Source organism: Stenotrophomonas sp. YIM B13575 (assembly GCF_042787595.1).
In the GTDB taxonomy this organism is placed as follows: Bacteria; Pseudomonadota; Gammaproteobacteria; order Xanthomonadales; family Xanthomonadaceae; genus Stenotrophomonas; species Stenotrophomonas lactitubi_B.
Window position 1 is genome coordinate 1 of record NZ_JBHZOP010000004.1, and the last position, 19,385, is coordinate 19,385.

The 19,385-nt window shown below is 64.3% G+C and carries 16 protein-coding genes; 12 read left to right on the forward strand and 4 right to left on the reverse strand.

Annotated features, from left to right (window positions below; genetic code table 11):
- Positions 1-105: 105 nt before the first annotated feature.
- Positions 106-573: an SET domain-containing protein gene (locus ACFX4F_RS00655; RefSeq protein WP_010483549.1), complete on the reverse strand. Its 468-nt coding sequence runs from the start codon at positions 571-573 to the stop codon at positions 106-108.
- Positions 574-783: 210 nt separating this feature from the next.
- Here ACFX4F_RS00655 and ACFX4F_RS00660 point away from each other — a divergent pair, with 210 nt between their 5' ends.
- The 5 genes from ACFX4F_RS00660 to ACFX4F_RS00680 all read left to right on the forward strand — a co-directional run bounded on the left by ACFX4F_RS00660 (position 784) and on the right by ACFX4F_RS00680 (position 6,085).
- Positions 784-1,239, forward strand: a complete 456-nt coding sequence (locus ACFX4F_RS00660; RefSeq protein WP_025873978.1) for an SUF system Fe-S cluster assembly regulator — start codon at positions 784-786, stop codon at positions 1,237-1,239.
- 17 nt (positions 1,240-1,256) lie between these two features.
- Positions 1,257-2,732 carry a Fe-S cluster assembly protein SufB gene (sufB, locus tag ACFX4F_RS00665; RefSeq protein WP_108265590.1) on the forward strand — a complete coding sequence of 492 codons (1,476 nt, stop codon included), beginning with the start codon at positions 1,257-1,259 and terminating at the stop codon, positions 2,730-2,732.
- Between the two features lie 73 nt (positions 2,733-2,805).
- On the forward strand, positions 2,806-3,570 hold the full coding sequence (gene sufC, locus ACFX4F_RS00670; protein WP_089239372.1) for a Fe-S cluster assembly ATPase SufC: 765 nt from the start codon (positions 2,806-2,808) through the stop codon (positions 3,568-3,570).
- Positions 3,570-4,832 (forward strand): Fe-S cluster assembly protein SufD, encoded by a 1,263-nt coding sequence (gene sufD / locus ACFX4F_RS00675; RefSeq protein ID WP_099819293.1) that lies wholly within the window; start codon positions 3,570-3,572, stop codon positions 4,830-4,832. Before sufC ends, sufD begins: the two co-directional genes overlap by 1 nt.
- Positions 4,829-6,085, forward strand: coding sequence for a cysteine desulfurase (locus ACFX4F_RS00680; RefSeq protein WP_088101583.1), 1,257 nt, complete (start codon positions 4,829-4,831; stop codon positions 6,083-6,085). The genes sufD and ACFX4F_RS00680 overlap by 4 nt, the downstream gene beginning before the upstream one ends.
- A 258-nt stretch (positions 6,086-6,343) precedes the next feature.
- Here ACFX4F_RS00680 and ACFX4F_RS00685 read toward each other — a convergent pair whose 3' ends face one another.
- The 3 genes from ACFX4F_RS00685 to ACFX4F_RS00695 all read right to left on the reverse strand — a co-directional run bounded on the left by ACFX4F_RS00685 (position 6,344) and on the right by ACFX4F_RS00695 (position 13,158).
- Complete coding sequence (locus tag ACFX4F_RS00685) at positions 6,344-6,679, reverse strand: hypothetical protein (RefSeq protein WP_133119594.1); 336 nt, start codon at positions 6,677-6,679, stop codon at positions 6,344-6,346.
- A 143-nt stretch (positions 6,680-6,822) separates the two neighbouring features.
- A complete protein-coding gene (locus ACFX4F_RS00690; protein ID WP_099819292.1) occupies positions 6,823-7,836 on the reverse strand; it encodes an RHS repeat-associated core domain-containing protein in 1,014 nt (337 codons plus the stop codon).
- Positions 7,837-7,839: 3 nt separating this feature from the next.
- Positions 7,840-13,158, reverse strand: coding sequence for a wall-associated protein (locus ACFX4F_RS00695; RefSeq protein ID WP_380651228.1), 5,319 nt, complete (start codon positions 13,156-13,158; stop codon positions 7,840-7,842).
- A 242-nt stretch (positions 13,159-13,400) separates the two neighbouring features.
- Here ACFX4F_RS00695 and ACFX4F_RS00700 point away from each other — a divergent pair, with 242 nt between their 5' ends.
- The 7 genes from ACFX4F_RS00700 to ACFX4F_RS00730 all read left to right on the forward strand — a co-directional run bounded on the left by ACFX4F_RS00700 (position 13,401) and on the right by ACFX4F_RS00730 (position 19,323).
- The gene (locus tag ACFX4F_RS00700; RefSeq protein WP_099819290.1) at positions 13,401-13,940 is read left to right on the forward strand and encodes a GNAT family N-acetyltransferase; all 540 of its coding nucleotides are present in this window, start codon (positions 13,401-13,403) and stop codon (positions 13,938-13,940) included.
- Positions 13,937-14,269 (forward strand): non-heme iron oxygenase ferredoxin subunit, encoded by a 333-nt coding sequence (locus tag ACFX4F_RS00705; protein WP_099819289.1) that lies wholly within the window; start codon positions 13,937-13,939, stop codon positions 14,267-14,269. The genes ACFX4F_RS00700 and ACFX4F_RS00705 overlap by 4 nt, the downstream gene beginning before the upstream one ends.
- A gap of 162 nt (positions 14,270-14,431) precedes the next feature.
- A complete protein-coding gene (locus ACFX4F_RS00710; RefSeq protein WP_099819288.1) occupies positions 14,432-14,839 on the forward strand; it encodes a hypothetical protein in 408 nt (135 codons plus the stop codon).
- A 154-nt stretch (positions 14,840-14,993) separates the two neighbouring features.
- Positions 14,994-17,276, forward strand: coding sequence for a TonB-dependent receptor (locus ACFX4F_RS00715; RefSeq protein ID WP_380651233.1), 2,283 nt, complete (start codon positions 14,994-14,996; stop codon positions 17,274-17,276).
- 70 nt (positions 17,277-17,346) lie between these two features.
- Positions 17,347-18,066 carry a tetratricopeptide repeat protein gene (locus ACFX4F_RS00720; RefSeq protein ID WP_380651236.1) on the forward strand — a complete coding sequence of 240 codons (720 nt, stop codon included), beginning with the start codon at positions 17,347-17,349 and terminating at the stop codon, positions 18,064-18,066.
- Positions 18,067-18,076: 10 nt separating this feature from the next.
- Positions 18,077-18,754 carry a Fe2+-dependent dioxygenase gene (locus tag ACFX4F_RS00725; RefSeq protein WP_380651239.1) on the forward strand — a complete coding sequence of 226 codons (678 nt, stop codon included), beginning with the start codon at positions 18,077-18,079 and terminating at the stop codon, positions 18,752-18,754.
- Positions 18,755-18,927: 173 nt separating this feature from the next.
- Complete coding sequence (locus ACFX4F_RS00730) at positions 18,928-19,323, forward strand: hypothetical protein (RefSeq protein WP_380651242.1); 396 nt, start codon at positions 18,928-18,930, stop codon at positions 19,321-19,323.
- Positions 19,324-19,385 lie beyond the last annotated feature (62 nt).

Sequence of the window (19,385 nt, forward strand, 5' to 3'; positions counted from 1 at the left end):
GTGCACGGCAGGTGCAGAAACGCCCGGGTAGCGCCGGGCCATGCCCGGCGGCTTCTGATTCCGCCCGCGCTTCGCGCTCGCCGGGCATGGCCCGGCGCTAGCGGATCAACGCTTGGGCTGCAGCATCGTGCCGGTGCACTTGGGCGAACCGCAGCGGCACTCCCAGATCTTCTTCAGCTTGGCCGTATGCCGCTCGGCCAGGGTGATGCCGTAGTTGTAGGTCAGCTCTTCGCCGGCCTTGATGTCGCGCAGCGCCTCGATGAACACCTTGTCGCCGCGGCTGTCACCGTCTTCGTCTTCCTCGATCACCGCCTCGCAGTTCGGGTCGCAGCTGTGGTTGATCCAGCGCGCGTCGTTGCCCTTGTAGTTGGCATCGATCACCCAGTCGTCGTTGAGGGTGAACAGGAAGGTATGGCCGCTTTCCACGTCGCCACTGTCATCGGCATCGACATCGCCGTGGCTGCGCAGCAGGCCCTTGTACTGGATCACGCGCTCGCCCTGCTTGATCGGGGCCACGGAAAACACACCGTTGCCGTGGATGGCGGACTTGCGGGCTTGGATCTTCTTGGGCATCGGCAAGAGACGTTTGCAGCGAAAGGAACGTTGATTCTCGCCCATTCCGGGTGATTGCGAAAATCACCCCCATGCCCCAGCATGTCGCCCCGTCGGCCGCCCTCGGCCGCCGACCTGCAGCCGGCCCCAAGCGCCCGCTGAATGGCCGGGTTGGATGCCGGCGAATAAAAGCGTACAATTTCAGTCCGCTTTAAGAACCACTCGCATCCCATGTTGCGCGTCACCAAGCTCACCGATTACGCCACCGTCGTACTGACCGTGCTCGCCGCCCGTCCGGGCGAGGTGCTCAGTGCCACCGAGCTGGCCGAATTCACCGGTCTGGAGCCGCCCACCGTCAGCAAGGTGCTCAAGCCACTGGCCCAGGCCGGCCTGGTCGAAGGCCTGCGCGGCGTCCGCGGCGGCTACCGCCTGACCCGCCCATCGATCGAGATCTCGCTGTTTGAAGTGGTCGAAGCCATGGAAGGGCCGTTGGCCCTGACCGAGTGCAGCCACGACCACCACCAGTGCGGCATGGCGCCCAAGTGCGGCGCACGCAGCAGCTGGCGGCTGATCAACGACGTGGTCTCCGAGGCCCTGCGCGATGTCAGCCTGGCGCAGATCCTGCCCCCTCTTCCCCTTGTCGACGAAGAACAGCGCCGCACCATCGCTGTCGACGTCGTCTCCTGATCCGTAGGCAGCCCCCCATGGCCACCGAAACCATCGAAACCGTCGCCAGCGACGACACCCCCAACCGCGAGATCCACGAGCAGCTCGGCCGCAAGTATGCAGCCGGCTTCATCACGGACATCGAATCGGACTCCCTGCCGCCGGGCCTGGACGAGGACACCATCCGTGCCCTGTCGGCGAAGAAGGAAGAGCCGGAATGGATGACGCAGTGGCGCCTGGACGCCTACCGCCACTTCCTGACCATGCCGATGCCGAACTGGGCCAAGCTGCAGATCGCCCCGATCGACCTGCAGGCGCTCAGCTACTACTCCGCGCCGAAGGGCCCGAAGTACGCCTCGCTGGATGACGTGCCGAAGGAACTGCTGGACACCTACGACAAGCTGGGCGTGCCGCTGCACGAGCGCGCCAAGCTGGCCGGCGTGGCTGTCGATGCCGTGTTCGATTCAGTCTCCGTCGGTACCACCTTCCGCAAGGAGCTGGCCGAGAAGGGTGTGATCTTCTGCTCGATGTCCGAAGCCATCAAGGAACACCCGGAACTGGTGCGCCAGTACCTGGGCACCGTGGTGCCGGTCGGCGACAACTACTTCGCCGCGCTCAATTCGGCGGTGTTCTCCGATGGCAGCTTCGTGTTCATCCCCAAGGGCGTGCGCTGCCCGATGGAACTGAGCACCTACTTCCGCATCAACGCCGGCCACACCGGCCAGTTCGAGCGCACGCTGATCATCTGCGAAGAGAAGGCGTACGTGTCCTACCTGGAAGGCTGCACCGCGCCGATGCGCGACGAGAACCAGCTGCATGCGGCGGTGGTCGAGCTGGTGACGCTGGACGATGCCGAGATCAAGTACTCCACCGTGCAGAACTGGTACCCGGGTGATGAGAACGGCGTCGGCGGCATCTACAACTTCGTCACCAAGCGTGCCGAATGCCGTGGCGCGCGCAGCAAGGTCACCTGGACCCAGGTCGAGACCGGCTCGGCGATCACCTGGAAGTACCCGTCCTGCGTGCTGCTGGGCGACGATTCGGTGGGTGAGTTCCACTCGGTGGCGCTGACCCACCATCGCCAGCAGGCCGACACCGGCACCAAGATGATCCACGTCGGCAAGCGCACCAAGAGCAAGATCATCAGCAAGGGCATCAGCGCCGGCCGCGGCCAGAACACCTACCGCGGCCTGGTGAAGATCGACCGCAATGCCGACGGCGCGCGCAACTACACCCAGTGCGATTCGCTGCTGATCGGCAAGCAGTGCGGCGCCCACACCTTCCCCTACATCGAGGTGAAGAACCCGGGCGCGACCGTCGAGCACGAGGCCACCACCTCGAAGATCTCCGACGACCAGCTGTTCTACTGCCGCGCACGTGGCATCAGCCAGGAAGACGCGGTGTCGATGATCGTCGACGGCTTCTGCAAGCAGGTGTTCCGCGAACTGCCGATGGAGTTCGCGGTGGAAGCCAAGAAGCTGCTGGAAGTCTCGCTGGAAGGTTCGGTGGGCTGATCGCCCGCCCTGCCCTCGCACAACGCATTCTTTTTACCGGCGGGCCGCGGCCCGCACCACGGAAACCCCCACCATGCTGAAGATCGAAAACCTCCACGCCCGCATCGGCGACAAGGAAATCCTCAAGGGCCTGTCCCTGGAAGTGAAGCCCGGCCAGGTGCACGCCATCATGGGCCCCAACGGCGCCGGCAAGTCCACCCTGGGCAATGTCCTGGCTGGCCGCGACGGCTATGAGGTCACCGAAGGCAGCGTGCAGTTCGAAGGCGTCGACCTGCTCGACCAGGACCCGGAAGCGCGCGCCGCAGCCGGTCTGTTCCTGGCGTTCCAGTACCCGGTGGAAATCCCCGGCGTGAACAACACCTACTTCCTGCGCGCCGCGCTGAATGCACAGCGCAAGGCACGCGGCGAGGAAGAACTGGATTCCATGCAGTTCCTCAAGCTGGTTCGGCAGAAGCTGGCCGTGCTGCACCTGAAGGACGAACTGCTGCACCGTGGCGTCAACGAAGGCTTCTCCGGTGGCGAGAAGAAGCGCAACGAGATCTTCCAGCTGGCCGTGCTCGAGCCGAAGCTGGCGATCCTGGACGAAACCGATTCGGGCCTGGACATCGATGCGCTGAAGAGCGTGGCCGACGGCGTCAACGCGCTGCGCAGCGCGGACCGCTCGTTCCTGGTCATCACCCACTACCAGCGCCTGCTGGACTACATCAAGCCGGACGTGGTGCACGTGCTGGCCGATGGCCGCATCGTCAAGAGCGGTGGCCCGGAACTTGCGCTGGAACTGGAAGCGCACGGCTATGACTTCCTGAAGGACCGGGTCGTGCCCGAGGCGGCGGTCTGATGAGCGCCCTGCTCGACTCCATGGCCCAGGCCTTCTGCGGCAGCGATGCGCGCCGCGAAGTGCTCGACAGCGTGCTGCGCGACGGCCTGCCCGGCGCACGCAGCGAAAGCTGGAAGTACACCTCGCTGCGCCAGCTGGAGCGCCGCAGCTTCACGGCCGCGCCGTTGGCCCCGGCGCTGCTGGATGTCGCCGTGCTGGAGGACATCCCGGCACCGCGCCTGGTGTTCGTCAATGGCCGCCTCGACGACGCGCTGAGCGACGTGCAGGGCCTGCCGGCCGGCGTGCAGCTAGAAACGCTGTCTTCCGCGCTGGCCGCTGGCGAGGACGCCGTGCGCTTCCTCGGCCGCCGCTACGAGCGCAGTGACGACGTGTTCGCCCGCCTCAACGCCGCCCTCGCCGATGAAGGCGTGGTGCTGCGCGTGGACGACGGCGTGCAGGTCGAGGTGCCGCTGCAGCTGGTGTTCGCCAGCGTCGCCGGCGACACCGACCTGGCCTGGCATCACCGCCACCTGATCGAACTGCGTGCGGGCGCCAGCCTGGGCGTGGTCGAGCACCGCTTCAGCGTCGGTGACTCGGCGCACCTGGACAACACCGTGCTGCACGCCCACGTCGCCCGCGATGCGGTGCTCAAGCACGCCCGCGTGCAGGCGGGCAGCGCGCGCCAGACCAGCTTCCTGCGTACCGACGCGGTACTGGCCAAGGACGCGCAGTACCACCGCGTGGACCTGGAGCTGGGTGCCGCGCTCAGCCGCCATGAACTGAACGTGCGTCTGGAAGGCGACAACGCCCAGCTTACCGCCAATGGCGTGCTGCTCGGCACCGGCCGTCGCCACGTCGATACCCGCCTGGGCATCGACCACATCGCCCGCGACACCAGCGCCGAGCTGCAGTGGCGTGGCGTGGCCGCCAACCGCAGCCGCGTGGTGTTCCATGGCGGCATCCAGATCCGTGCCGGCGCCGATGGCACCGACGCCAACCTGTCCAACAAGAACCTGCTGCTGTCGGCCGACGCCGAGATCGATACCCAGCCGACGCTGGTGATCGACGCCGACGAAGTGAAGGCCGCACACGGTGCCACCGTCGGCCAGCTCGACGCCAACGCGTTGTTCTACCTGCGCTCGCGCGGCCTGCCGCAGGCCCAGGCGCAGGCGCTGCTGAGCGCCGCGTTCTGCCACGAACCGCTGAAGGTGCTGCCCGAAGCGCTGCGCGAGCAGCTGGCACGGCGCTTGGACAAGGCGCTGGCCGAGGCGGGCGTGGCATGAACCTGTCCACCCCGCGACCGATCGAAGCACCCGCCGACGCCCCCGACTGGGCGCGCGTACGCCTGGACTTCCCGCTGCTGATGCGCGAAGTGCACGGCAAGCCGCTGGTCTATTTCGACAACGCCAACACCGGCCAGAAGCCGGTGCAGGTGATCGGCGCGGTGGACGAGTTCTACCGCCGCTACAACGCCAACGTCAGCCGTGCCGTGCATGCGCTGGGCACCGAGGCCACCGACGCCTACGAGGGCGCGCGCAACAAGCTGGCCCGTTTCCTCAACGTGCGCAGCAATGATCTGGTGCTGTGCAGCGGCACCACCTTCGCGATCAATCTCGTTGCCTACTCCTGGGCGCTGCCGCGGCTGAAGGCCGGCGACGTGATCTTGGTGTCGCGCATGGAGCACCACGCCAACATCGTGCCGTGGCAGTTGGTCGCCCAGCGCACCGGCGCGACCATCCGCGTGGCCGAGATCACCCCCGACGGCGCGCTGGACCTGGACGCGCTGCGTGCGGCGATGACCCCCGAGGTCAAGCTGCTGGCCGTGGCCCATGTCTCCAACGTGCTCGGCACCATCAACCCGGTGCGCGAGATCTGCCGCGAAGCCCGCAAGCGCGGCATCATCACGGTGGTCGACGGCTCGCAGGCCGCACCGCACCGCAAGGTCGATGTCACCGCGATCGGTTGCGACTTCTACGCCATCACCGGCCACAAGATGTGCGGCCCGACCGGTACCGGCGCGCTGTGGGCGCGTCGCGAGCACCTGGATGCGATGCCGCCGTTCCTGGGCGGCGGCGAGATGATCAAGGAAGTCAGCTTCGACGGCACCGTGTTCAACGATGCCCCGCACAAGTTCGAAGCCGGCACCCCCAACATCGCCGGCTTCATCGGCCTCGGCGTGGCGGCCGACTATCTGCAGAACGTCGGCCTGGACCACGTGGAAGCGCGCGAAGCCGAGCTGCTGGCGCACTTCACCGAAGAGCTGCGCCGGGTCGATGGCCTGCGCATCATCGGCGAGGCACCGGAAAAGGCCGCGGTGGTGTCATTCCTGATCGACGGCGCACACGCGCACGACCTGGCTACACTGCTGGATCTGGAAGGTGTAGCCGTGCGCTCGGGCCAGCACTGTGCGCATCCGCTGCTGCAGTACTACGGCGTGGCGGCGACCTGCCGTGCGTCGTTGGCGTTCTACAACACGCATGAAGAGATCGAGCGGTTCATGACCGCGTTGACGAAGGTGCGGAAGTTGTTGGGGTGAGTTTCCAGCAGCAGCTGGGAGAGACGAGAACGCCGCGGAAGACCGCGGCGTTTTTGCTTCTAGCGACTTCCCAAATTGACCCGCTATATGACGGCCGTAAAAGGCGGCTTGCGGAGAAAAAATCACATATACCAACCAATGCAATTCCACACAGAACGCCCGCGAGGCGCGAACTTCCGTTATGCATCAGACGAGCAACGACAAGCCGCACCAACAAGGCTCGCCAGGCACCTGCCACCAACCCAATCGACTCATCCGCTACAAACTCAATTGAACGCCTTCCATTACACCCATCCGATCTACATCCACTGGAGCACTTGGGGATCTGGGAGCACCATCGCGATTCCAGCGAAACGTGCCGGTCACCCGCAAGAATTTTTTCTCCCCATCCTCAACCGAAGGGATCTCTCGAAAGGCACCTGGACTTGATTCTGGATAGGCCACCAATGAACTGAATGAGTCCCTTGCGTCCAGTTCATCACGCGAGGGAAAGAACAAGATCGCACCATTGACCTGATCCATCCATGCATGGAAAGAAACCAATCGCCCGTCAAATTTTTCTGGCTGAGACAACAGCGCAGACATCGTGGTCATGCACGTTTCAGCTCCCAACTCATTTCCACGAAATTTACAGGCGCTTGGAGTTCCCGCGGAGCCCACATCTTGACTGGATGAGGAACAAGCGCCAAGGATGAAAACTAGCGTAACGACTGCAAACCACCGGCGTCTGGGATCCATCATTTCACCTTAAAGAAGTAGTCTTCGGCCGCAATGTACGCGCCAGGGCTCGTTCTAGCATTGACCGCTCCATTCATGCCTCTGAAGTCGAATCCCATGACGGAACCGCTAGGAGTGGCCACATAGCTGTTAACACCTGCAGATCTTGCTCTCTCCAGATCACCGCGGTAGAGACTCCCCTCCCATCGACCACCGCAAAAACAGGATCCCTTCCAGTAGCTGAATGCTGTATTCACGGGATGTGTATGGGCAATGGCCACCCTGACACCTGGGCCTGCGTAGTTGTTCTGCCCTTGAACTACGCTACCCGCTCCAGCGCCCGCAGTGGCATCACCCAAAGCAAAGTTGACAGCTGTGTAAGACTGATCGGAAAGCTGCGCGATATCAGCCCCTACTTCCAAATTGGTTGCACTGGTTACAGGCCGCGCAACTTCCGCAAAGTATCTGGCAGATCTAGCCTCCGAACTTTGTCGATTAGGAATACTGTTCGCCCTGTCGATGTACGCTTGCGGATCCCTCTTGATTGCCGCCAACTGCCCGCGAGATAGACTTTTTCCGCCTGCATTCTCGGTCATTCTGCAGTCCCAGTCCTTCCCGCACGCTCGCCGTCCATCAGGGTCGATTAGGCTATATGGGTTTGCATTTGCATATCGATACCGGCCAAAAGCATTCACCGAGCTCTGGAAAGCCGAAACCGGATCAACGCTCAGGAACGATGAAGTTGTCGGATCATAGTACCGCTGCTGCATGTAGCTCAGACCTGTGCCCGAGTCCGTCACATGCCCGGTGTACCCAGGACCATCTTTCAACGGCCGATTGACCACGGCCCCATACGGTTCATACACCCTCCGCTCGATTACATTGCCGGTGGCATCGGTTATCGCCACCGGTGAGCCCAAGGCGTCGGTGTGGATGTATTCCACCACTTCCTGGGCCGCAGCCGGTGCAGCACCGGCCATAGTCGCCACCACAAGAAGCGCTGCGCGAATCAGTAGAGAAGTGACTCCATTCATGGCTCAGTCCCAGCTCAGTACACCGCGGGTGACGGGATGGTCGGCTGACCACGACGAGCAACCGCCTGCATTGCAGGCACGCACGCGATAGTTGCCTGCACAATACGCATTGCCGTTTGCACTCACATAGGCGTTGGGCCCCGTATACAGACGCTTGCCACCGCCACCACTCTCAAGCTGGTACTCGGTGGCGTCGGCCATTTGGCTCCACCCCACCGAGCACTGCACCTGGTAGGGCGCCTTGCGCGTGGTCAGCCATTCCGCCAGATAGAAATGGGGCGTCCCTGGCGGAAGTGCCACTGTTACCGTCACGATGCCTGAGTAAGGGCTGCACCCCACGAAGTTGCAGGCACGCACGCGATAGGCATAGCTGCCCTTGCCGCGGTCCGCGCCGAAGCTGTTAGCACCGCCGTTATGCACCACGGTCCAACCACCGCCGTTGGCGCTCTCCTCCAGGATGAAGCTTTCGCTGTTGGCCGGCACTGACCAGCTGAAGCTGTACTGCGGCACATTCACCAGGCCCGGCGCGCTGATCACCGGCTCGATCGTCGGCGCACCGATCACGGCAACCGCTGCAGATCCCGACCACGGCCCGCATCCAGCGCCGTTGCAGGCGGCCACGCGGTAGGCATAGTTCCCCACACCACGTGCGGGCGTTGCAAAGGACACCACATGTGCATCCATCAGCGTCACCCACCCACCGCCATTGGTGCTTTCCTGCAGCGTGTAGCGGTCAGCACCGCCAATTCCGTTCCAGCCGATGCCAATGCTGCCCGGTGCCGAACGGGCCGGCGCTGATACTCCCGGAACACTCGCAGGCGGGTAGACCACCGCCACCGCAGCGCTACCGCTGTAGCTGGTACACCCCACCGGATTACACGCGCGGACACGGTAGTTGAAGCTGCCTCCCGGTTTGCCGGTGAACCCCTTGGATTGGCCCACCGCATTGTGGACCTGGGTCCAGGCACCACCATTGGCACTCTCGTCGAGCTCAAAGCGCTCTGCACCGGCAGAGGCCGACCAACTGACGCTGTAGCTGCCGTTGAAGGCGGTTGCCGGTACGGTCAGCACAGGCACCGTAGCCGGCGGCAGTTCGACGGCAACCGAAGCGGTGTTGCTCCACTCACCACAGACCACGCGACAACCACGCACACGGAACTGATAGGTACCGGTAGCCAGACCGGTACTGGTGAACGCCTGCACCGCACCGTCGAAGATCGTGCTCCAAGTACCCGCTTGGGCACGCTGCAGCTCATAGCGGTTGGCGCCACCGGCCGGACTCCATGTCAAGTTAACGCTGCCTTGGGTGATGTAGCCTGGGGCGCTCAGCGCCGGAATGCTGGGTGCGGCCTCGCCGTGCACCTGCGCCACCAGACTGCCGGACAGGTACAGATAGTCTGTCTGCTTTCCCGTGCGCTCATTGCGCTGGAAACGCAGCACGCCGCCATTGTCATAGAACGAGTAGATGGCGCCCGACTCGCTGTTCCAGGCTTTCACCCGGCGTCCATGCGCGTCGTATAGATAGGCTTCCGTTGCCCCCACCGTACGCAGGCGGTTGCCGTAGTCGAAACCAAACGCCTGGCCATTGCGGATCGAAAGATTGCCCTGCACGTCATAGCCGAGACCGACAACGGTCGCGCTGTTACCAGTATCGACAACATTGACCAGACGATTGGTCGGATCGAAATAATGCGTGCGGTCCCGACTACCGACCTTGGCCCGGCGCAGGTTGTCCAGTGCGTCGTACTCATACAGCGCATTGCCAAAACCAGGTGCGGTAACCGAGCGCAGTCGATCCAGCCCGTCGTAGGCCATGTCACGATTGCCTGGCGCACCCGGCAAGCCATCAGAGATGGCCATCACGTTGCCACCCGCATCGTAGTCGTAGCTGTCATCGAGCACTGCGGCCGCAGCGGTTGCATCGCGACTTCGATCAGGAAGACCACGTGCATTCTGGGTCATCGTATGGACAACGCCATTGCCATAGACGAAGCGCGCCAAGGCACCATTGGCAAAATAGCTGGCCTCCTTCGCATAGCCCGCCACCGATGTGGCGCGGCCGAGTGCATCCGGGGCGTAGCTGGCGATACGCCCGCCCGGATACGTGTTGCTCGCAAGCGTGCCATTGCCATCGTAACCATAGGCGAAGTTCACCGTTCCCAGATCCAGATGCTGCAGCGTCTCGCTGCTGAGCAGACGACGATGGTTGTACTGGTAGCGATTGATGACGAGCGGACGGCCGGCATCGTTCTGCGTACTGATTTCTGCGGGCAGGCCGTCCGGCGTGTATGACCAGGTCTGGTTGCCGCGGCCATCGGGGAAGATCAACGCCAGCAGTCGATTGGCAGCGTCATAGCTGCGCTGAACCGCACGCCCGCTGTCAAGCGCCTCGGCGCGATTGCAGTCGCTGGCGTTGGTCAAACCCGTGCCAGCAGCCGACCACAGGACATTGCCGGCAGCATCGTAGTCCTGCACCGTCGCCCCGGTTTCCGGCTCGATGGTCTTGCACAGCTGCTGGTAACCGTCATAGACATAACGGCGGGTCAGCGCCTGGCTGCCGTCGGCGCTGCGACGGGTGATCGCCAGCGGCTTGCCGAGAACGTCGCGCTGGATCTCGGTCACGACCCCTTCTGGATGCTGCAGCGTCAGCGGCATCTCATAGGTGGGCTGGTCATAGGCCAGGTGCCGTGTTGTTGTCGACTGGCCGCGTGGATTGGTCACCTTCACCGACAGGTTGCCCACGAACTCGGAGCGAGTCACCAAGGCGCCAAGTTCGGACGACTGGCTGACCACGACCGGTCGACCCAGCGCATCGTACTGCGTGCTGGTGCCACCAAGCGACGCGTTGATGTCGGAAAGCGAGCGAACAGGATAGGACGCGAACACTGTTTTGCCACTGGTGTCGTAGCGGGTCACGACTGCGCTATCGAGAACGTTGTTTGCATTTTCAGTGACCAGCACCGGGCGGAACATGGCGTCCAGATAAGTGTCGGTCCGTCTACCGCCTTGGGTTCGGGAATGCTTCCATGCGCCAGCCGGCACGCCGAACTGCGCTCCGCCCAACCGCTGCAGGTCCATGGTCACCGCATTCCAACTCACGGTGTCGCCACCAGGGAACTGCTGGCTGCGTAGGCGCCCCATGCTGTCGTAGCTGAAACTGGTGGTCGCACCGATTTCATCGGTCAACGAGGTGATCCAACCGTTGTCGTCCACCACAACGTTGCGCGTCGCTCCATTGGGAGATTCAGCCGTGGCTGGCATCCGCAACTGCTGCGGCACACCGCGTTTCCAACCGGAAAGATGGCTGGTGTTGCCACGGCCGTCGGCGACCGACGCCACCGTACCGTCGGCTGCGTAGGTCACCTGCTGTGCCAGACGCCCGAAGGCATACGCCCGTATCGGCAACGCATTGGTCGTGTCGAACTCGGTGCGTGATTGCTCAACACCATTGACTACGCTACGCGCTGACTGACCGTTCACCCATAGTGCGAGGTTGTCATAGTAGGTGGTTGCGCTGGTGCGACTCTGCCCGGAGGAGTTGCCCTCGACGACAGTCACTTCGCGTGCAAAAGCGTCGAATGCCTGCACGGTGCGGGTGAACTGCACGCCATCCTGTTCCACGACAGTGGACTGGACAGGACGGTTGTAGTGCGCCTTGAGATCACTCGCCCCGTATTTGAAGTCCTTGCCGGCTTCCTTGGGAAATGGCGCCGAGTCCAGTTGGGCATCCGGGTAGTAATTGTTGCGATCAACGCGCACGACGGAGCCGCCCGAACGCGTCGTGGTCGACAGGAGAAGACCGTCGTTGTACGCCACCTCCTTGCCGAACTCATACACACGCACGACACCGTCAGGCAGCGTCTCGGTGGTGATCTTCGGCTCGGCCTGGCCCGGAGGAATGTCCGGACCGCCCAGATCGTTCGCGTAGGCCCCATTGAGATTGGTGTACTGATAGGTCCACTGCGCCGTGGGCATACCTGGACCACTGATGGTCTTGGCCACAAGCGACATTGCGTCACGATAGATCGGCGTGTAGTTCCAACCATCAGCAAACAGGTGATTGTCGCCGGAAGTCTGGCAATCCAGAGAGACGTTCTTGCGCCCGTGGCGGAACGGCCGGAACAGGAAGGTTCCCAAAGCACCCGAAGGATGCTGGACGGTCATGGATATCTCGCTCGGCACGATCTTGTTCATGCGAGAACAGGTTGCCGGATACTCCATGTACTCCCAGATGTTCTGCCCGATGTAGTCGGCATACTTATGTGTGACTGAAAGCGGCGGCAGGTTGTAGACCCACTGGGTTCCGTCCGGCAGCGTCACCGTCCGCAGGATATCGGCCTCGGTGTAGTCATAGATCCATGTACGCCCTGCTGTCGTGGCAGAAGCGATCAATCCCTTCGCGTTGTAGATCAGGCTGATCTCGCGACCATCGTTGGCTACCATGCGCAGCAGTCGGTCACCACTCCATTCAAAGCGCACCCAGTTGCCGAAGCGATCCACGATCTGCGATGGGTACAGGAACACACGCTTGCGATTCAGAAGCGCGTTGCTTTCCGGCCCGTACGGTTGCAGCGTCGCGCTGGTGTTCGCTCTGGCCACCATCCAGTCGAAGTAATACCTGGTGCCATCAGGTGCATGACCAAGAAATCCTTGCCCCGGCTGACCACTCTTCAACGCGCTCAAACAGCTGAACGTCCAGCCTCCCTTCGTGCTCCAAGGCGCAGGCTCGCCAAACTGCGGCTGCGGCTGGCGCGGGTCACCGTTGCCGCCGAGCACCGGCTCTCCGCCGCCCCCCGGCAGGGAAAGGCGCACGCCGTCCCAGAACGTATGCGTATTGAAGTTGACGATCTGCGTGTGCCGTCGATTCCAGACATCGAGCGCCGGCGGTGCGCCCACCGTCGAACAGCGCGCTGCCGGCGCCCAATAGCCGGCGGCAGCAGTTTCCGGCAGATCACCGTAGACACCTGACAACGATGGAATATCCAAGCCCCAATCGGAGAACGGGCTCTCGCTGCTGCCGTCACCAGCGCTGTAGGTTCGGCTCAGCGTCATCGGCAAGCTGCCATTGCCCGGGATCGAAATATCCGTGGCCTTGAAGCTGATCGAACCGTCATACAGGTTCACCTGCTCACCAAAGATCTCGCCCTTCAGCGGCTCGACAAGATCGCCATACTTCAAGCGCTTGTCATATTCCTGACGCCAAGTCGGCACGATCTGGGCGGAAGCGGTTACCGGCGCCATCACGCAGAGGGCCAGTGCTGTCAGAAGCAGGCCTTTGATGGCGTTTGCCGCGCGCGGATGAGCAATGAGCCGTGACTGCATGAAGATCCTCCCTGGATCGACCTTCCTTGAGAGCCCCGCCCACATCGCGCCACTGTCGATGCTCAGATCGGACGGTGCCCACTCCGGCAGACAACCACACGCTTGAAAACGGTGGGCGGGCACTGCTTCATTTATGAATGAAAAATGAAGATGATGTCAACAAGACGTATCCGACACACTTGGCAAAGCCAGCCGGATCAGCAACCTCCCCGCCTGCCCCCACGCCACCTAAAATGCCCCCCATGAGCACCCTGACCTTCCGCGCCGCCACGTCGGCCGACATCCCCGCCCTGATCACCCTGGTCACCTCGGCCTACCGTGGCGACGCCAGCCGCGTCGGCTGGACCACCGAAGCCGACCTGCTGGACGGCGCCCGCGTCGACGCCGCAGGCATCCAGGGCGACCTGGACCGCCCGCGCTCGACCATCCTGCTTGCCGAACGCGACGGCCAGCTTGTGGCCTGTGCCCACGTCGCCGACGTCGACGGCAAGGGCTACTTCGGCATGTTCTCGGTCGACCCGGCCCAGCAGGGCGGCGGCGTTGGCAAGCAGCTGATGGACGCCGCCGAAGCCCATGCCGCACGCGAATGGAACGTGCCGGTGATGCAGATGACGGTGATCGATGTGCGCGATGAACTGATCGCCTTCTATGAGCGCCGCGGTTACCAGCGCACCGGCATCAAGAAGCCGTTCCCGTATGGCGACGAACGCTTCGGCATTCCCAAGCGCGACGACCTGCGCTTCGAGATCCTGGAAAAGCCGCTGGCCGGAGCCACCGCGTGAGCGAGGCCTGGACCTTTGTCTGCGCTGGCGTCGAACTGCTGCCGGGCGAAATGAAGAGCGTGTTCGACGAAGTCACCGGTACGCCGATCGTAGTGTTCAACCTCGACGGCGAACTGTACGCGCTGGAAGACCAGTGCACGCATGAGGAATTCGAGCTGTCCTCGGGTGAGTTCAACACCGCCGAAGGCAGCGTCGAATGCGTGCTGCATGGTGCCCGCTTCGACGTGCGTGATGGCCGCGCCCTGTGTGCGCCGGCCTATACGGCGGTGCCGAAGTTTCCGGTGAAGCGCGAGCACGACGCGGTGTGGACGCGCGACGACCGCGATTGAAGCCAGGGGCATCCACCCATGGGGTGGATCTACTGGAACAGCCTGAGGGGCCTTTCAGGGACCCTGCGGGCCACCCGGAACCGGCTGCCCGTCCCGTACATGCGAATCATTATCGTTGATGTTATCCTACGTAACATCTTCGTAATGCCCCCCGCCTGCGCCATGGCTTCGTCCGCGCCCACCGCCACGCTGTGCCAGCTCGCCCGTCAGGGGTGGCCGCTGCTCGTGGCCGCGCTGCTGACGCTGCTGCTGGGCTGGTCGGCGCTGCACGAAGGACGCGGTGGCGGCCACGCCGCCAACGCCGGCTGGCAGGCGCATCTGCACGATATCGAGCAGGTCGCTCCGCTGCCGGCCCCTTCCGGCGACGAATGCCCTCATCACGCCGCCCCCGCCCCGGAACCTCCGGTGGATGGTGAAGGCGGCACGCCCTGCGCTGGCACTGCCCCGCCGCGTGCTGCGCTGGTGGCCCACATCCCGTTGTGGCACTCCGATGCCCTGCGCTGGCAGCTCCACGACCCCTCGCTGCGCCTGAATCCCGGCCACGCACCTCCGGCACCGCTCGCCATCTGAGGCGCCCTGCGGCCGTTGCCGTGCGCCTGATTGCGTTTCCGGCCAGCCGAGCACGGCCCGGCTCCATAGAACCCACCTCCTGCCTGTCGCCGCGCGCCCAGCCGTGCTGGCCGGCCCTCGCTCATTCCCCATCCAAGCCACCGCCAACCTGCCCATGACCCACATCAAGACCCGCAAGTACGCACCTCGCGTTTCGGTACTGGCCACCGCCACCCTCGCCGCCGGCTTTGCGCCGCTGGCGGCACAGGCGGCCGACGACGCCGGCGCCAGCAAGGCCACCGAACTGGACAAGGTCCAGGTGCGCGGCAGCTGGTTCAACCCGTCCTCGCCGAAGTTCACCGCCGCGCTGCTGGACACCCCGAAGTCGGTCTCGATCGTCTCGGAAAAGCTGATCGCCGAAACCGGTGCGACCAACCTGCAGGATGCGCTGCGCATGGTTCCGGGCATCACCTTCGGTGCCGGCGAAGGCGGCAACCCGACCGGTGACCGCCCCTTCATCCGCGGCTTCGACTCGCAGAGCAACATGTTCGTCGATGGCCTGCGCGACGTCGGTTCGCAGACCCGCGAAGTGTTCGACCTGGAGCAGGTGGAAGTGGTCAAGGGCCCGAGCTCGGCCTACGGCGGCCGTGACTCCGGTGGTGGCAGCCTCAACCTGGTCAGCAAGACCCCGAAGCTGAAGAACGAGACCAACGCCAGCATGGGCATCGGTACCGACAGCTATGCACGCGGTACCGTGGATGCCAACTACGTGCTGGGCGATGGCATCGCCGCACGCCTGAACCTGATGAAGCACGAGTCGGACATCGCCGGTCGTGACGCGGCCAACGTCAGCCGCTGGGGCATCGCGCCGTCGATCGCGTTCGGCCTGAACGGCCCGGCGCAGCTGATCGCCAGCCACTACCACATGCAGAGCGACGACCTGCCCGACGCAGGCGGCTTCCCGTACGGCAATCCGAACGGCGCACCGGTGTCGAAGTGGGTCGACGGCCGCCCGATGGTGCCCGACCGCAACAACTATTACGGTCTGGTGGACCGCGATTTCCAGCGCACCCGCGCCGACATCAGCACCATGGACGGCAGCTACGACTTCGGTGGCCACAAGCTGCGCAACATCGCGCGCCTGGGCAACACCAGCAACGATTACCTGTGGACCCAGCCGGACGACAGCCAGGGCAACCCGAACAACTACGGCACCTTGTGGCGCCGTACCAACAGCCGCGCCGTCGACGTCAAGAGCTTTGCCGACCAGCTGAGCCTGACCGGTGCGTTCCAGACCGGTGCGCTGAAGCACAGCTACAGCGCCGGCCTGGAATACAGCGATGAAAAGATGACCCGCGGCAGCTACCTGATGACCCCGGGCACCAGCAACCCGCTGACCAACAGCAGCAAGTGCCCGACCACCGGCGCCGCCACCGGCTACAACTGCACCAGCTTCGACAACCCGAACCCGAACGATCCGTGGGCGGCCACCCATGCGGTGTACCGCAGCGACAAGGCGCTGGACGTCGAGCAGCGCACCAAGACCACGTCCGCCTACCTGTTCGACACCATCGAACTGAACGCGCAGTGGATGATCAACGTCGGCCTGCGATACGACGACTTCTCCACCACCCTGACCACCCCGGTGGCCGGCAAGGCGCCGACCCGCGTGCGCAACGACAATGACTTCCTGAACTACCAGGCCGGCATCGTCTTCAAGCCGGCTGCCAACGGCAGCATCTACCTGTCCTACGGCACCTCCTCCACCCCGCCGGGCATGGACGGTGGCGACGGTTCCGATGGCCTCAGCGCCACCGTGGCCGACCTCAAGCCGCAGGACACCAAGAACCTCGAACTGGGCACCAAGTGGGACCTGTTCGACAACCGCCTGAACCTGACCGCGGCGATCTTCCACACCGTGATGGACAACGCGCGCGTGACCGTGGACAACGGCACCAGCCAGAACGCCGGCAAGAAGGAAATCAACGGCCTGGAACTGGGCTTCACCGGCCAGCTGACCGATGCCTGGAGCCTGTACGGCGGCTACACCTACCTGGATTCGGAACTGAAGGACAACGGCTTCGTCTGCGCCGTGTCCGGCCGTACCTGCCCGTCCAACGTCTACGTGCCCTCGCCCTACAACGGCAACGTGTTCCCGAACACCGCCAAGCACAGCGCCACGCTGTGGACCACCTACCGCTTCCCGTTCGGCCTGACCGTCGGCGCCGGCGCCAACTACTCCGACAAGCAGTACGGTGACGTGGCCAACACCAAGTGGATCCCCAGCTACACCCGCTTCGATGCGATGGCCAGCTACGCGATCCAGGACAACATCAGCCTGCAGTTGAACGTGCAGAACCTGACCGACAAGACCTACTTCACCAAGGCCTATGCGTCGCACTACGCGAGCATCGCCCCGGGCCGTTCGGCCACCCTGGCACTGAACGTGACGTTCTGATGTAACCCGCAGCACCCACACGGCGGCAGGATCTCCTGCCGCCGTTTTTGTTTCCGGCGATACTCCGCGCATGGCTTCCAACACCCCGTTTGATTCCGACGTCCTGGCAGACCTCCTGCTGCACGACCCGCAGGCCGCCTTCGCGCGCGTGCGCGATGCGGCACAGGCCGGACAGGTCGAGGCGCAGCTGCTGCTGGCGCAGATGCACATGGAAGGCAAAGGCACGCCGGAAGACGCTGCTGCGGCCCTGCTCTGGTACGAGACCGCAGCCAACAACGGCGCGCCGATGGCGATGAACATGCTCGGCCGCTGCCACGAGCTGGGCCAGGGCACCCCCGCCAATCCTTCGCTTGCCGCGGTCTGGTACCGGCGCGCGGCCGACACCGGTCTGGACTGGGGCCTGTACAACCTGGCCAACCTGCTGGCCACCGGCCGTGGCGTGCCGCAGGACCGCGCACAGGCGCTCGCGCTGTATACCCGCGCGGCGCATCTGGGCCACGCCAAGTCGATGAACCTGCTGGCCCGACACTTGGAAGATGGACTGGACACCGGACGCGATCCGCAGGCCGCGCTGGCCTGGTATCGACGCGCGGCCGAGGCCGGCGATTTCCGCGGCCAGGCCAACTACGCCTCCATCCTGCTGCAGGCCGGTGAAATCGAACAGGCCGTGCATTGGCTGCGGCTGGCGCTGCAGCACGGCAGCCCCGCCTTCATGGCGCATATCGTGCCCGAGCTGGCCGCCTCACCCCACCCGCAGGTGCGCGCCCTGGTCGCACCATCCGCTTGCTGAGGACTTCCGCATGCTGCTGCACATCCCCGACATCCTTCCTGCCGAACAGGTCGCTGATATCCGCCGCAGGCTCGATGCGGCCGACTGGACCGATGGCCGCGAGACCGTCGGCCACCTCGGCGCGCAGGCCAAGCAAAACCAGCAGCTGCCGGAAGCTTCGCCGCTGCGCCGCGAACTGGGCGAAACCATTCTTGTCGCGCTGGCCCGGCACCCGCTGTTCTTCAGCGCCGCGCTGCCGTTGAAGTACCTGCCACCGCGCTTCAACCGCTACAGCGGCGGCGGCACCTACGGCTTCCACGTCGATGGCGCGGTGATGAACCTGGCCAACGGCGAGCAGCTGCGCTCGGACATCTCCTGCACGCTGTTCCTGTCCGACCCGGACGAGTACGACGGCGGCGAACTGATCATCAGCGACACCTACGGCGAGCATGAAGTGAAACTGCCGGCCGGTGATCTGATCGTGTACCCCTCCAGCAGCCTGCACAAGGTCAACCCGGTCACCCGCGGCGCGCGCGTGGCCTCGTTCTTCTGGGTGCAGAGCATGATCCGCGACGATGTGCAGCGGCGCCTGCTGTGGGAGATGGACACCTCCATCGAACGCCTGCGACAGACCGATGGCGATGCTGACGCGGTGCTGCAGCTGACCGGCGTGTACCACAACCTGCTGCGACGCTGGAGCGAGGTCTGAGCCGATCAGGCCACCCCTTGCGACAATTTGGCAATAATTCTCATTTGCAACGGCTAACGGGTCTCATTACAATCACGCCCCGTTGACGCCGGATGTTCCGGCCAGCCAGGGATTTCCGCTTGCGTCGCCCGTTCCGCCCCCGCCCGCTTCGGCTTGTACAGCTCGGCACCGCCATGCGCGGCCGTCGGCCTGCGCTGGCCAGCCTGCTGGCGTGGGTGGCGATGTTGACGCTGTTGCTGGGCACCCTGCCGCTGCTGCCCGTGGCCCATGCGGCTGCAACCCAGGCGCTGCAGCAGCCGCTGGAAGAGCGCGGCGGCGAAGGCCCCCTGCAGGAAGAAGCACCGGCCAAGCTGCGGCGCTGCGCTTCTGCACCGGCCAAGTCCTCTGACAAGCCGGTGCCGCCGCTGCTGCTGGCCAGCCACTGGCTGCGTACCGAACTTGATCTGGTTCCCTCCGCGTCGGCTCCGTCCGGCGCGCGTCCGCACTGGCCGTTGGCCGCACCAGACATGCCCTGGGCCGATGCGCCCGGGCGTCGCCAGCAACGCGGCCAGGCGCCGCCGCTCGCCTGATCCACGGCACGCTGTGACCGCCTGCGCGGTTGCATCGGCTCGCCGCTGCCTGCTTCACCTCT